Origin of the sequence: Mycobacterium sp. E2479 (assembly GCF_001667925.1) — a bacterium.
In the GTDB taxonomy this organism is placed as follows: Bacteria; Actinomycetota; Actinomycetes; order Mycobacteriales; family Mycobacteriaceae; genus Mycobacterium.
Genome location: NZ_LZJR01000093.1, coordinates 14393 through 28876 on the forward strand (window position 1 = coordinate 14393; position 14484 = coordinate 28876).

Genomic DNA, 14484 nt, shown 5'->3' on the forward strand with positions numbered 1-14484 from the left:
AGAGTTAACGAGTGTGACAACCAAACGCGCCCTGGTGCTGGCCGGTGGTGGGATAGCGGGAATCGCCTGGGAGACAGGTGTTCTGCGTGGCATCGCCGACAGGTCGCCGGAGGTGGCCCGGCTGTTGGCCGAGTCCGACGTGCTGGTCGGGACCTCGGCGGGCTCGGCCGTCGCCGCGCAGCTGAGCAGCGGGCACACCCTGGACGAGCTGTTCGACCGGCAAGTCGCCGAGTCGTCGGCCGAGATCGATTCCGGGGTCGACGTCGAGACCATCACCGAACTGTTCCTGACTGCCCTGGCTGAGCCGTATGAAAAGACGCTGGACAAGACGCGCCAGCAGATACAGCGCATCGGTGCCGTGGCCCTTGCCACCAAGACCGTTCCCGCACCGGTGCGCCGCGACGTCATCGCGCGTCGCTTGCCGTCGCACCACTGGCCGGAACGGGACTTGCGGCTCACCGCGATCGACGTTCAAACCGGCGAACTGACCGTGCTCGACCGCGACTCCGGCGTCGACCTGGTAGATGCCGTCGCGGCCAGCTGCGCTGTGCCCGGGGCCTGGCCGCCGGTGACGATCGCGGGCCGCCACTACATGGACGGCGGGATCGCCAGCTCGGTCAACCTCGCGGTGGCCGCCGACTGCGCGACCGCGGTGGTGCTGGTGCCCTCAGGTGTCGATGCGCCGTCGCCGTTCGGTGCCGGGCCGGCCGCCGAGGTCTCCGCGTTTCCGGGCGCGGCGTTCGCCGTCTTCGCCGATGCCGATTCGCTGGCCGCCTTCGGTTCCAACCCGTTGAACCCCGGCTGTCGCATCCCGTCGGCCCTGGCGGGACGCGAGCAGGGCCGCCGCGAAGCCGCGGCCATCGCACGCTTCCTGGGACTGCGATAGTGCTTGGCGCCCAAGCGAATTCAGCGAGACTCAGCGCTCGATCGCCGGCGGGACATCGTGGTCATCCTCGACGTCCAGGGCGTCCAGCGCCTCGTCCGCCAACGCGCGCCCGGCCGCAATCACCTCCACCGCCCGGTGGAATTCCAGGGCCCGGCAGGTCGACCGCGGCACCTCGATATGCAGGTCGGGCGGGTACACGGCCAGCGTGTGGCGCGCCAGCGCTGCCTGGGCGATGTCGATGGTCCGGTTCATCACCTCGAAGCTGCCAACTTTCGGCACGTCGGCTCCCACAGCGGGTAGTTCGGCGGCGTCGTCAACGGCTTCGGGCTGCTCGTCTTCTGGGTTGTCCGACCAGCTGTCCGCGTCGCCGGGTGGCCCGCCCAGTCTGCTCAGCACCGCCCGCGCTGTCGGCCGATCGAGCAGCGAACGGGCCGCGGCTGTGTCGAGCAGCGCGGAGGTGCTGCGCACCATGCGGGTCAACCACTCGACGGTCGCCCCCGGCTCCGGTTCGCGGTTGGTGATCGCCTCGCTGCCGGACAGGCTCACCGCGATGGTCAGGTCGGCGTTGACCGCGGCCAGGGGCGCCATCGGCAACGGATCCAGGATGCCGCCGTCGGCGAGCAGCCGCCCGTCGACCGCGTGCGGGGCGATCACGCCGGGGATCGCGATCGACGCCCGGATCGCCTCGTCGAGGGGGCCGCGCTGAAACCACACCGACTTGCCCGCCAGCAGGTCGGTCGCGACCGCGGTGTAGGGGATGGGCAGGTCCTCGATCGCCACCGGGCCCAGGATGTCGCGCACCGCGTCCAAAATTTTGCCGGCCCGCATCACACCGGCTGCACTGATGGACGGGTCCAGCAGCCGCAAAATGGTGCGCTGGGTCAGTGACTTCGCCCACTCAGCGAACTCGTCGAGCCGCCCCGCCGCTTGCAACCCGCCGACCAGCGCGCCCATCGATGAACCGGAGATGCCGACGATGTCGTAGCCGCGCGACGCCAGGGCTTCTATCACCCCGATATGGGCGTAGCCGCGGGCGCCGCCGCTGCCGAGTGCGATCGCCACCCGCGTCGATTCTGATCGACGCGGAATCTCGTCAGGCACCCCTCTATTTTGCGCGAAGGAGTCCCCTCAGCGGGCGGCTCGGGCACTTTTTTCAGCCGTGATCGCAATTGCGCGGCGGCGCAATTCCGGGGTGGCGGCGCTAGCCGCATTCGTCGTTGGCGGCCGCCCGCGCGGCGACGATCACGGCGGCCTGCCGGGCCGGTGTCAGCATCGACCAGGGGGCATTCCAGCTGCCCGCGGTTCCCGACGGCGACGCCTGCAGCATCGACAGATACGGCTCGAACAGGGACGCACTGGCCTTGGGTTGCGCCTCCATCCACTCGTGCGCGGCGTGACAGGCCTGGTAGTACTCCTCTTCGGTCGAATCCGCGGGCACGTCGACCCTGGTCGTCACGCCGGCGGGGGACAGCCCGACCGACCCCGGCGGCGCCGGCCCCGGGGCGTTGCGAATGCCGGATTGCCGTGCCGACGGAGACGACAGGGAAGCGCTGTGACCGCCGTGCGAGCACCCAATGACCGTCAGCACGACGGCCGCGGCAACAACCGCGCGCCATCGCCGGCACCGGTCACCGTTGACGCGCACGGTTTCAATGTATGCAACACTGGCGGCCGTGATGGAGCGCTTCGGATTTTACGAGTGTTGTCGGCCGTAACACGCCGCCGCTCGTCCCATCCGTTTTCGCTTGAAAGTTCCCACCGTGACTTTGCCCCTTGCCGGGCTCGCGCCCGTCGCCACCGCGGCTGCCCCTCGCCCGCGAACCCCCTCCGCCCCGTCCTCCGGTCCCACCCGGTTGCGAGTGCCCGATTTGCTCTATGCCACCGACCAGGCGGCCGACGACGTGCTCAGCGGGCGCTGCGACCACCTGCTGCCCGACGGCGGCATACCCGAGTCGCGGCGCTGGTTCACCCGCATCCACGGCGACGAGGAACTCGACGTCTGGCTGATCAGCTGGGTGCCCGGCCAGCCCACCGAACTGCACGACCACGGCGGGTCGCTGGGCGCATTGACGGTCATTTCCGGATCGCTGAACGAGTACCGCTGGGATGGTAAGGCGTTGCGACGCCGCCGACTCGACGCGGGCGATCAGGCCGGATTCCCGTTGGGCTGGGTGCATGACGTCGTCTGGGCACCGCGGCCGGTCACGGTGCCCGTTTCCCGGCCCGTCTCGGGAGCGCCCAGCGTCGGCGCCGCGCCGGTGCAGCCGACCCTGAGCGTGCACGCCTACTCGCCGCCCCTTTCCGCGATGTCCTACTACGGGATAACCGAGCGCAAGACGTTGCGCCGCGAACGCACCGAACTGACCGACCAGCCCGAAGGATCGTGATGAGCCGCATCGACGTCGTCTTGAGATCCGCCCGGCGCCGGTATCGCCGCCTGCCCGCCGTCGAAGTGCCCGACGCGCTGCGGCGCGGTGCGGTGTTGGTCGATATCCGGCCGCAGGCCCAGCGCCTTCGGGAGGGTGAGGTGCCCGGGGCGCTGGTGATCGAACGCAATGTGCTGGAGTGGCGCTGCGATCCCACCAGCGAGGCCAGGCTGCCAGAGGCCGTCGGCGATGACGTCGAATGGGTGATCCTGTGTTCGGAGGGCTACACGTCCAGCCTGGCGGCGGCCGCGCTGTTGGACATCGGCCTGCACCGCGCCACCGACGTCATCGGCGGCTATCACGCCCTGGCCGGCGCCGGCGTGCTGAGCGAGCTGGCCGGGGGCCGGGTCGATCCGGCGTTCGCGGACACCGGCGGCGCCGCCACCCACTGATCTAGGCCATGTCGCCGGAGTGCAGCAGCGGACGCAACTTCGCCGTCTTGTCGGGCGTCCAGCCGGGCGGAGGCAGCACGGCCGCCCAGCCGTCGGCGACGTTGGCGACGTAGCGGTGGCCATGGCCGTCGGGCACGTCCACCGCCACGGCCATGTCGGCCGAAACCTGCAGGAAGGTGACGACCGGAATCCAACGCGTCTGGCGCAGCACGTCATAGCCGCGCGGTTCGCTCAGCCAGTCGGGCTTGCTGAACAACAGGTCCGGCGTCCACCACGCGATCGGATCCGAAGCGTGCTGTAGATAGACCACCCGCGGGTGATCCCACGGCGCGTTGGGGCGCGTCAAATCCTTTGCGCGCGCGACGAATCGGACATACCGACCGTCCTGGTAGATCGGTAACCACTCCGGCGACCCGCTGTCACGGGTCGACGTCAGGTCGGTCCAGATGGTGTTTTTGAAGGTCGGGCCGCTGAACAACGCCCCGTCGGTGCGCGCCAGCACATTGTTCAAACTCAAGAACGGCGCTTCGCCCCCGAACGATCCGAGGCTCTCCCCGAACACGACGAGCTTGGGCCGCTGCGCCTCGGGCATCTGGCGGATCAGCTTGTCGACGGCCTCGAAGAGCGCCTGTCCGGCGTGCCGGGCGTTCTCCTTGTCCACCAGGAACGACAGCCAGCTCGGCAGGAACGAATACTGCATGCTCACGATCGCGGTGTTGCCGTTGTACATGTACTCCAGCGCCGAGGCTTCCGCCTCGTTGATCCAGCCGGTGCCGGTGGTGGTGCCCACCGCGACGACGGCGCGCTGCAACCCGCCGGTGCGCTGCAGTTCCCGGGCCGCCAGCTCCGCGGCCGCCGTGATGCCCTTCGACGAGTCCAGCCCGGCGTAGGCCCGGATCGGCTCGATGGCCGGGGCACCGTTGAACGAGGCGAGTTGCTCCAGGGTCGGACCGCCCTCGACGAAGATGCGCCCTTGGTGGCCAAGGGATTCCCACGACACCAGCGACTCGGGGCCACCGGAGCGCAGCGGGGTCTTCGGCGCCGCGCTATCGGGGCTCATCTCGTTGTTGGCCGAGGCGAAGGTGTCGTTCATGGTGCGCATGGCGAACTTGAGCACGACACCGTTGAGGACGGCGACGGTCATGACCACAAGCGTGACCACCACGATGGTTGCCGAAAGCCGGAACGGGACGAACCGGTCCACCTGACCGACCAGGAAGCGGACCAGCCAGCGGATGAATTGGCCGGTTTCGACCACGGTGAACAGCACCACCAGCGACAAGACCCCCGACAGCGGATAGTCATACCAATTCAAATGTGCGACGCCCATCAGGTCGCGCACGTCGTCTTGCCACACGTGGAACCAGATCGCCATGAGCACCTGTCCGACCACGGCGATCGGGATCAGCACCTTCCATGCCCAGCGTGGCGGGGGCGGGCTGTGATCCTTTTCGCGCATGAACCGCACCAGCCAGACCGAAAAGACGCCCAGCCCATAGCCGATGGCGCCGGAGAGCCCGCTGACCAACCCCTGGAACGATGGGCCGCGCGGCAGCAGCGAGGGAGTCAGCGAAAGCCAGATGAAGATAAGGCCGACCGTGGTTCCGGTGAACGTGTAATGCCGTACCCACCAAGGCTTTTCGGTCCAGGGCAGGGTGGGACCCACGCGGCCGGTCCGTGGTGCGGTTGCCGGTTGCGGCGAACCGCCCGACTCGGCCTCCTCGACGCCCCCCGCCGGAGGTTGATCCGTCTCGGTGGGTGTCGCGGAAATCGGTTCGCTCATGCAAGCGTCCTAGCGGTGGATGAAGTTCGGCGGGCGCTTCTCGACGAAGGCCGCCATCCCTTCGGACTGATCCTCGGTCGCGAAGGTCGAGTGAAATAGCCTGCGCTCGTACAGAAGTCCCTCGGTCAGGGTGGACTCGAACGCGCGGTTGACGGCCTCTTTGGCCATCCTGGCCGCCGAGCGCGACATCTGCGAAATGGTGGTCGCTACGGCCTTGGCCTCGGTCAGCAGGTCGTCGGCCGGCACCACTCGAGAGACCAGACCGCTTCGTTCGGCTTCCTCGGCGCCGATGGTTCGCCCGGTCAGGATGAGGTCCATGGCCTTGGCCTTACCGATGGCGCGGGTCAGCCGCTGGGAGCCGCCCATGCCGGGCAGCACACCGAGTTTGATCTCGGGCTGGCCGAATTTCGCTGTGTCGGCGGCGATCAGCACATCGCACATCATGGCGAGCTCGCAGCCGCCACCCAGTGCGTGCCCGGCCACTGCGGCGATCGTCGGGGTGCGAACCGCGGCGAGCTTGCTCCACGGGGCGAAGAAGTCGGCGCCGAAGGCGTCGGCGAAGGTCAGCTCCGCCATCTCCTTGATGTCGGCGCCGGCGGCGAACGCCTTGGCCGAGCCGGTGATGATGATCGCCCCTATGCCGGGATTGTCATCGAACTCCGCTGCCGCGCGGGTGACTTCGTTCATCACCTGAGTGTTCAGGGCGTTGAGGGCCTTCGGCCGGTTCAGCGTGATGATGCCGACACGCTCTTCGCGCTCGACGAGGATGGTCTCGTAATCCGTGTCTGTCATCCGAACCGCCCTTCTAGAAACTCAAGTCGTCGTCAACCGGGGTGAAATACGCCTCGACGTCGGCCCTCGTGACCGCGGACAACTGGGCCGGTGACCACTTCGGATTGCGATCTTTGTCGATCAGCTGCGCGCGGATGCCCTCCACCAGATCGTGCGAGCGCAACGACGCCGAAGACACCCGATAGTCCTGCACCAGAACGTCTTTCAGTGTGTCGAGTTTGGCCGCGCGCCGCACTGCCTCCAGGGCCACCGACAGCGCGATCGGGGAGCGGGTGGCGATCAGGTTCGCGGCATCGTTGGCCGGGCCGGCGTCGTGCCCGCGCAACGCGGCGACGATCTCCTCGACGGTGTCACCGGCGAAGCATTCGTCGATCCACTCGCGTTGCGCGGCAAGCTCGCTGGGCGGCGGTTCAACGGCGTACTTGGCGAGCGCCCTGTCGACGCCGTCGGTGACCACCGCGCGGCGGAACGCCTCGACGTCCCCGTGCGGTACGTAGTGGTCGGCAAAACCCATGGCGATGGCGTCGGCTCCGGAGAACGGCGCCCCGGTCAACGCGGCATGCAGACCCAGTCCGCCGGGAGCCCGAGAAAGCAGATAGACGCCGCCGACGTCGGGGATGAATCCGATGCCGACCTCGGGCATGGCGATCTTGGAGGTATCGGTGACGACCCGGGTGTTCGCGTGCGCGCTGACTCCGACGCCACCACCCATCACGATGCCGTCCATCAGCGCCACGTACGGCTTGGGGAACTCGGCGATCTGCGCGTTGAGCAGATACTCGTCGCGCCAGAAGCGGCGGGCCTCGACCCCGTCCTTGCGCGCGCTGTGGTAGATCGAGACCACGTCGCCGCCGGCGCACAGCCCGCGTTCGCCGGCGCCGGAGAGCACGACCGAGCCCACCGCGTCGTCGTCCGCCCAGCCGGCGAGGATGGCGGTCAGCGCGTCAACCATCTGCTGATTCAGCGAATTGATGGCCTTGGGCCGGTTGAGCGTGATCAAGCCGACGTTTCCCTCGACTTCGGTCAGAACCTCATCGGATTCCTCGCTCACGCCCTCGCCTCCCATCGCCGGTCCGGCCCCGAGGAAGAAATCTAGATCGTCACGACCGGCGCGGCACCCGCGGGTAAGGGTTATCTTTGACGCGACGACAACGGCGAAGGCTGTATGCACCCGGAAAACGCCCAGGTCCGCTGGGAACCTCGGTGTAACGCCGATCGTTGAGATTGTGTTCGCACAGCTCGAAGCCGATTAGAGAGGATCCGACGGTGCGGGAAACAAGCAACCCGGTATTTCGTTCGCTGCCGAAGCAGAGGGGCGGATACGCGCAATTCGGCACTGGCGCGCCCCCGATGCAGGGCTATGGGGCCGACCCGTACGCGGCTCCCTACCAGGCCCCGTATCAGGAGGCCAAAGCTTCGCGCCCGCTGACCATCGACGACGTCGTCACCAAGACCGGCATCACGCTGGCCGTGCTGGCGATCTCCGCCGTGGTCTCCTACTTCCTGGTGGCCCGCGATGTGGCGCTGGCCATGCCGCTGGCCCTGGTCGGTGGCCTGGGCGGCCTGGCTCTTGTGCTGGTCGCCACCTTCGGCCGTAAGCAGGACAACCCGGGCATCGTGTTGAGCTACGCCGTGCTCGAGGGCATGGTACTGGGCGCCATCTCTTTCGTCTTCGCCAACTTCTCGGTGTCGAACGCCAACGCCGGGGCGCTGATCGGTGAGGCGGTGCTGGGCACCTTCGGGGTGTTCTTCGGCATGCTCGTCGTCTACAAGACTGGGGCCATCCGGGTGACGCCCAAGTTCACCCGCATGCTGGTCGCCGCGATGTTCGGCGTGCTGGCGCTGATGCTCGGCAACTTCGTGTTGGCGATGTTCCACGTCAACGGCGGCACCGGCCTGGGTCTGCGTAGCGGCGGCACGGTGGCGATCATCTTCTCGCTGGTGTGCATCGGGATCGCCGCGTTCAGCTTCCTGATCGACTTCGATGCGGCCGACCAGATGGTCCGCGCCGGCGCGCCGGAGAAGGCGGCTTGGGGCATCGCGCTGGGCCTGACCGTGACGCTGGTATGGCTGTACATCGAGATCCTGCGTCTGCTGAGTTATCTGCAGAACGACTAGCTCTGCCACAGAGAAAAACCGGCACGCTCATTGCGTGCCGGTTTTTCGTGTCTTCGGTAAGGCCGCATGAGTGTGAGCTGGCGGCGTCGGGTGTGAAACTGCGGCGTGCACGTGCGGCGTGTCGACGCCAACGCTTCACACCCGGCGCCAACGCTTCACACCCGGCGCCAACGCTTCACACCCGGCGCCAACGCTTCACACCCGGCGCGCGGCTAGCTCAGCCGCTCGATCACCATCGCCATGCCCTGGCCGCCGCCGACGCACATGGTCTCCAGACCGAGCGTCTTGTCGTGCGTCTGCAGGTTATTGAGCAGCGTGGTGGCGATGCGTGCACCGGTCATACCGAACGGATGTCCCAGCGCGATCGCACCGCCGGACACGTTCAGCTTGTCCTCGTCGATGCCCAGCTCGCGTGCCGAACCCAGCACCTGGACGGCGAACGCCTCGTTGATCTCGAACAGGTCGATATCGCTGACCGACAGCTTGGCGCGCGCCAGCGCCTTCTTGGTCGCCTCGATCGGGCCGAGACCCATGATCTCCGGTGACAGGCCGCTGACCCCGGTGGACACGATGCGCGCCAGCGGGGTCAGGCCCAGTTCCTTGGCCTTCGTGTCGCTGGTGATCACCACCGCGGCGGCCCCGTCGTTGAGCGGGCACGCGTTGCCCGCGGTCACCGTGCCGTTGGGCCGGAACACCGGCTTGAGCTGGCTGATCTTCTCGTAGGTGGTGCCGGGACGCGGACCGTCGTCGGTGCTCACGGTGGTGCCGTCGGGCAAGGTCACCGGCGTGATCTCGCGCTCGAAGAACCCGCTCTTGATCGCTTCCTCGGCGCGATTCTGGCTGCGCACCCCCCAGTGATCCTGGTCTTCGCGGCTGATGCCGGTCAGCAACGCCACGTTTTCGGCCGTCTGCCCCATGGCGATGTAGACGTCGGGGAGGTTGTCGTCCGCGCGGGGATCGTGCCACTCCTCGGCGCCTTCGGCCGCGGCCGCTGACCGCTCCTGGGCCTCGTCGAACAGCGGGTTCTTGGTGTCCGGCCAAGAGTCTGCGCTGCCCTTGGCGAACCGGGAGACGGTTTCCACACCCGCCGAGATGAAGGCGTCGCCCTCGCCGGCCTTGATCGCGTGGAACGCCATCCGTGAGGTCTGCAGCGACGACGAGCAATACCGGTTGACGGTGGTGCCCGGGAGGAAGTCGAAGCCGAGTTCGACGGCGACGACCCGCGCCAGATTGAATCCGGACTCCCCGCCCGGCTGGCCACAGCCCAGCATTAGGTCGTCGATCTGATGCGGGTTCAGGGCGGGCACCTTGTCGAGGGCGGCCCGCACGATCTGCACGGTCAGGTCGTCGGGACGCATGTTGACCAGCGACCCCTTCATCGCGCGGCCGATCGGCGAGCGAGCAGTTGAGACGATGACGGCTTCAGGCATGGTGGTTCCCTTCAGATCCCTGCAAATCCCACAGACGGGGCTGGCTCGCTTCACGGTCGGGCGGTAGGTCCACCCCGACGGGCGAGAACAAATCTAGTCGCTGCCGACCTCGGGGCACGAAGACGGGGCAGGTCCGGGCACCGGGCGCCGCCACAGCAGCGACATCACGCTGGTGCGGGTGTGCTGCCGACCGAGCACCGGTGCCGCCGCGGGCACTGTCGAACTAAGCGGCGGCCGCTCCACCTTTTCGCCCAGCGCATCGCAGAGGGCGAGCAGCAGCGCGTCGGCCGCGAGCGCGTAGGCGGGCGCTGCGGGGTGGAAGCCGTCGGCGGAGAACATCGCTTCGGGGGTGGCGCGGAATTGCGGCGCCATCAGCTGTGCCAACGGCACCGGCACACCGCCGGCCGATCGAACCGTCGCGGTCTGGGCACGGGCAAGCTGCAGGCAGCGCTCGTGCGCCAGCGACCGCAACGGCTGCGGAATCGCGCTGATGAACCCGAGGTCCGGGCAAGTGCCGACGATCACCACGGCGCCGCGGGCGCGCAACTTGCGGACGGTCGACCCCAGCCGCTGCGCCGACTGGGTGATGCCGTTGAGGGCGGTCACGTCGTTGGCGCCGACCATGATCACCGCCAGGTCCGGCGGCGGGCCGGCGACGAACATCGCGTCGACCTGACCGCACACGCCCTTGGAGGTGGCGCCCACGATCGCCTTGGTGCTCAACCGGATTCGCTTTCCGGTCTGCTCGGCCAGGCCCCGGGCGATCCGTACCCCGGGCACTTCGTCGGCGCTCATGCAGCCGTATCCGGCGGCGGTCGAGTCACCGAAGATCATCAGGTGCTGGTCGACTGCCATGCCGCGGCGCCACCGTTCCACCGGGCCGCCGCCGGGCGCGTACACGCCGTCAGCGCGGGGCGGGATGTCCCATGACTTGGGAATGATCGTGCGCGCGTGGGTGGCCTGGCCGACCAACAGACTGCGTGCCCCCAGGTAGGCGGTTCCTGTCGAGGCCAGCGCGCCTGCTGTGGCCAGAGCGATCGCCGAACGACGTGGCACACGCATGGTCACGCCGTCAAGTTTAGTGCGACTTAAGAGTTTGCGCGGACGGCTGGAAAACGAACTGATCACGGTGCGAAGCAAAACTGGTATCAAATCAGCTATTTCATACGTTGCACTAAGCAACGCCTGTCAAGCTGATGGCAAGGGGTTGGCTGAGCGCTCTGGCAAACCGCTGAAGCAGACGCTTGGTCTCCTCGCCACATGCTGTATCGCACTACAAAGGCGTAGGAAGTGTTGAGCATGACCGCAGCTAGTAGGGAATCGGGGTTATCGGCAAATACCGTTCGGCCCCATGACGTCCTCAGAGCGCGTCGAGCCCAGACGCGCAAATTCGCGATCAGCGACGGAGCCCCGGTCGAGGTTCTGGAATCCGGGCCCAGCGTCGCCGCGCGCCTGGCGAACCTCACCTCGCGGCTGACCATCCGGCCGATCCTGTCCGTGGGCAGTCACGTACCCAACCTGCCATGGCCCTGGGGTCTCATCGATCTGACGGCCCGGCTGCTGATCCCGGCTTCGGCCACCGTCCGCGAGACGGTAAACCTGCCCAATGCGTCGGCGCAGCTGGTACGCGCGCCCGGGGTGCTGCCGGCCGACGGCACGCGCCGCGTGATCGTCTACCTCCACGGCGGCGCATTCCTGACTTGTGGGGCGAACTCCCACGGCCGGATCGTTGAAGCCCTCTCCAAGTTCGCCGACTCGCCCATCCTGGTGGTCAATTACCGTCTGCTGCCGAAGAATTCGGTCGGGATGGCGCTCGACGACTGCCACGACGCATACCGGTGGCTGCGGCGGCGCGGATACGAACCCGACCAGATCGTGCTGGCCGGTGACTCCGCGGGCGGCTACCTGGCGCTCACCTTGGCCCAACGCCTGCAGGAGGAGGGTGAGGATCCCGCCGCGCTGGTGGCGATCTCGCCCCTGCTGCAGCTGGCCAAAGAACCCAAGCAGGCTCACCCCAACATCGAGACGGATGCGATGTTCACGGCCGGGGCGTTCGACGCGCTCGCCGAACTGGTGGCCAGCGCGGCCAAGAAGAACATCGTCGCAGGGAAGCCCGAAGAGATTTACGAACCGCTGGATCACATCAAGCCGGGGCTGCCGCGCACGTTGATCCATGTGTCGGGCTCGGAGGTGCTGTTGCACGACGCGCGGCTGGCGGCGAGCAAGCTGGCCGCGGTGGGCGTGCCGGCCGAGGTGCGGGTATGGCCCGGACAGATCCATGACTTCCAGCTGGCCGCGCCGATGGTGCCCGAGGCCGTGCGCTCGCTGCGGCAGATCGGCGACTACATCCGCGAGGCGACGGAGTAGGCGCGCAAACTCCTGAGTAGTTGTGCGCCGCGCAAAACCGCCTGAGACGATGAACGCATGCGGATCGCGCAGCACATCAGTGACCTCATCGGCGGCACGCCGCTGGTGCGGCTGAACTCCGTCGTCCCCGACGGTGCCGGGACGGTGGCGGCCAAGGTCGAATACCTCAATCCCGGTGGCAGCTCGAAGGACCGCATCGCGGTGAAGATGATCGACGCCGCCGAAGCCAGCGGACAGCTGCGGCCCGGCGGCACCATCGTCGAACCCACCTCGGGCAACACCGGCGTCGGTCTGGCCCTCGTCGCCCAGCACCGCGGCTACAAGTGCGTGTTCGTCTGCCCCGACAAGGTCAGCGAGGATAAGCGCAACGTGCTGATCGCGTACGGCGCGGAGGTCGTCGTCTGCCCAACCGCCGTGCCGCCCGAGCATCCCGACAGCTACTACAGCGTCTCCGACCGGTTGGTCACCGAGATCGACGGCGCCTGGAAGCCCGACCAATACGCCAACCCCGAAGGCCCGGCCAGCCACTACGCGACCACCGGCCCGGAGGTCTGGGCCGACACCGACGGCAAGGTCACCCATTTCGTCGCCGGCATCGGCACCGGCGGAACGATCACCGGCGCGGGCCGCTACCTCAAGGAGGTGTCCGACGGAGCGGTGCGCATCATCGGCGCAGACCCCGAGGGGTCGGTGTATTCCGGCGGCACCGGCCGGCCCTACCTGGTGGAGGGCGTCGGTGAGGACTTCTGGCCGCAGGCATACGACCGCACGGTGCCCGACGAGATCATCGCCGTCTCCGACTCCGACTCCTTCGACATGACCCGGCGGCTGGCCCGCGAGGAGGCGATGCTGGTCGGCGGGTCGTGCGGGATGGCGGTGGTCGCCGCGCTCAAGGTCGCCGAGCAGGCCGGGCCCGACTCCATTGTGGTGGTATTGCTGCCCGATGGCGGGCGGGGCTACATGTCGAAGATCTTCAACGACGCCTGGATGTCGTCGTACGGGTTCCTGCGCAGCCGCCTCGACGGCTCGACCGACCAATCCAGGGTCGGCGATGTGCTGCGCCGCAAGTCCGGTGAACTGCCCGACCTGGTGCACACCCATCCGTCCGAGACCGTGCGCGACGCGATCGGCATCCTGCGCGAGTACGGGGTGTCCCAGATGCCGGTGGTCGGTGCCGAGCCGCCGGTAATGGCGGGAGAGGTGGCCGGCAGCGTCTCCGAACGCGAACTGCTGTCGGCCGTCTTCGAGGGCCGGGCGAAACTGGCCGACGCGGTCGCGCAACACATGAGCCCGCCGTTGCCGATGATCGGCGCAGGTGAGTCCGTCAGCGCGGCCGGCAAGGCCCTGCGCGATTGGGACGCATTGATGGTGGTCGAGGAAGGCAAACCGGTGGGCGTGATCACCCGCTATGACTTGCTGGGTTTCCTCTCTGAGGGTCCTCGGGGGCTTTCCGGGCGCCGCTAGTTCGCGGTGCCGCGCTTCTCGCCCGGCCGCGACACGCTCCGGTACTGTTTCGGCCTAGTTCAGCTGGACGCGAGTGGAAAGGTTGCCCATGACCGATCAACCGCCGCCCGGCGGCGCTTACCCGTCACCGCCCTCGCCACCCGGACCATCGGGTGGGCAGCAGCCGCTTTCGGCTGAACAGGAAATCCCACCGCCTCCGCAGCCGCCCGCGGGCGGGTCCTATCCGCCGCCCCCGCCCCCTCCGCCCGGTGGGTCCTACCCACCACCCCCGCCGTCGGCCGGGGGATACGCGCCGCCACCACCCGGACCGGCGATCCGCACCCTGCCGACGGAGGACTACACGCCGTGGCTCACCCGCGCGCTGGCATTCATCATCGACATCCTCCCGTACGTCGTGGTGCATGGCATCGGCACCGCGATCCTGGTCGCCACCCAACAGACCGCCTGCATCACCGATGTCACGCAATACTCCGTCAACCAGTACTGCGCCACCCAGAACTCGACCGCCGGCATGGTGGCGCAGTGGCTGGCGTCGATGATCGGACTGTTCTATCTGATCTGGAATTACGGCTACCGTCAGGGCACCACGGGTTCGAGCGTCGGCAAATCGGTGCTCAAAATCAAGGTGGTCAGCGAAATCACGGGCCAGCCCATCGGCTTCGGCATGTCGGTGGTGCGGTCGCTGGCGCACTTCGTCGACGCGATCATCTGCTTCATCGGTTTTCTTTTCCCGCTGTGGGATTCGAAGCGTCAAACGCTGGCGGACAAGATCATGACGACGGTGTGCTTGCCGATCGACGGCGCCGAGGGGCCGTCCGTCACCTAG

The 14484-nt window shown here is 67.8% G+C and carries 14 protein-coding genes; 7 read left to right on the forward strand and 7 right to left on the reverse strand.

The window, feature by feature from the left end; all coding sequences use genetic code 11:
- Positions 1-13: 13 nt before the first annotated feature.
- Positions 14-886, forward strand: a complete 873-nt coding sequence (locus tag A5686_RS13955; protein ID WP_067935006.1) for a patatin-like phospholipase family protein — start codon at positions 14-16, stop codon at positions 884-886.
- A gap of 30 nt (positions 887-916) precedes the next feature.
- On the opposite strand, the gene A5686_RS13960 is transcribed toward A5686_RS13955, so the two are convergent.
- Positions 917-1987 carry a patatin-like phospholipase family protein gene (locus A5686_RS13960; RefSeq protein WP_197520576.1) on the reverse strand — a complete coding sequence of 357 codons (1071 nt, stop codon included), beginning with the start codon at positions 1985-1987 and terminating at the stop codon, positions 917-919.
- A gap of 100 nt (positions 1988-2087) precedes the next feature.
- Positions 2088-2531, reverse strand: a complete 444-nt coding sequence (locus A5686_RS13965) for a lipoprotein LpqV (protein ID WP_067935009.1) — start codon at positions 2529-2531, stop codon at positions 2088-2090.
- A 121-nt stretch (positions 2532-2652) separates the two neighbouring features.
- Between A5686_RS13965 and A5686_RS13970 the strand changes: the two genes are divergently transcribed.
- Entirely contained in the window at positions 2653-3273 is a 621-nt protein-coding gene (locus A5686_RS13970) for a cysteine dioxygenase family protein (protein ID WP_369829709.1), read from the forward strand.
- Positions 3273-3704, forward strand: coding sequence for a rhodanese-like domain-containing protein (locus A5686_RS13975; protein ID WP_067935013.1), 432 nt, complete (start codon positions 3273-3275; stop codon positions 3702-3704). Before A5686_RS13970 ends, A5686_RS13975 begins: the two co-directional genes overlap by 1 nt.
- A 1-nt stretch (position 3705) precedes the next feature.
- Here the strand turns inward: A5686_RS13975 and A5686_RS13980 are convergent, their stop codons facing one another.
- Genes A5686_RS13980 through A5686_RS13990 form a run of 3 tightly spaced genes read right to left on the reverse strand, consistent with a single transcriptional unit; the run spans position 3706 to position 7330 of the window.
- Positions 3706-5487, reverse strand: a complete 1782-nt coding sequence (locus tag A5686_RS13980; RefSeq protein WP_067935014.1) for an alpha/beta-hydrolase family protein — start codon at positions 5485-5487, stop codon at positions 3706-3708.
- A 9-nt stretch (positions 5488-5496) separates the two neighbouring features.
- On the reverse strand, positions 5497-6279 hold the full coding sequence (locus A5686_RS13985) for an enoyl-CoA hydratase (RefSeq protein ID WP_067935016.1): 783 nt from the start codon (positions 6277-6279) through the stop codon (positions 5497-5499).
- A 13-nt stretch (positions 6280-6292) separates the two neighbouring features.
- Positions 6293-7330, reverse strand: coding sequence for an enoyl-CoA hydratase/isomerase family protein (locus tag A5686_RS13990; protein WP_067935364.1), 1038 nt, complete (start codon positions 7328-7330; stop codon positions 6293-6295).
- 215 nt (positions 7331-7545) lie between these two features.
- Here A5686_RS13990 and A5686_RS13995 point away from each other — a divergent pair, with 215 nt between their 5' ends.
- A complete protein-coding gene (locus A5686_RS13995; protein WP_067935018.1) occupies positions 7546-8397 on the forward strand; it encodes a Bax inhibitor-1/YccA family protein in 852 nt (283 codons plus the stop codon).
- 212 nt (positions 8398-8609) lie between these two features.
- On the opposite strand, the gene A5686_RS14000 is transcribed toward A5686_RS13995, so the two are convergent.
- Entirely contained in the window at positions 8610-9827 is a 1218-nt protein-coding gene (locus A5686_RS14000) for an acetyl-CoA C-acetyltransferase (RefSeq protein ID WP_067935020.1), read from the reverse strand.
- Between the two features lie 93 nt (positions 9828-9920).
- A complete protein-coding gene (locus A5686_RS14005) occupies positions 9921-10883 on the reverse strand; it encodes an SGNH/GDSL hydrolase family protein (protein ID WP_156750072.1) in 963 nt (320 codons plus the stop codon).
- Between the two features lie 243 nt (positions 10884-11126).
- Between A5686_RS14005 and A5686_RS14010 the strand changes: the two genes are divergently transcribed.
- From A5686_RS14010 to A5686_RS14020, 3 genes are all read left to right on the forward strand, one after another.
- A complete protein-coding gene (locus A5686_RS14010; protein WP_067935023.1) occupies positions 11127-12194 on the forward strand; it encodes an alpha/beta hydrolase in 1068 nt (355 codons plus the stop codon).
- A gap of 57 nt (positions 12195-12251) precedes the next feature.
- Positions 12252-13658 carry a cystathionine beta-synthase gene (locus A5686_RS14015; protein ID WP_067935025.1) on the forward strand — a complete coding sequence of 469 codons (1407 nt, stop codon included), beginning with the start codon at positions 12252-12254 and terminating at the stop codon, positions 13656-13658.
- An 88-nt stretch (positions 13659-13746) separates the two neighbouring features.
- Entirely contained in the window at positions 13747-14484 is a 738-nt protein-coding gene (locus A5686_RS14020) for an RDD family protein (RefSeq protein ID WP_067935027.1), read from the forward strand.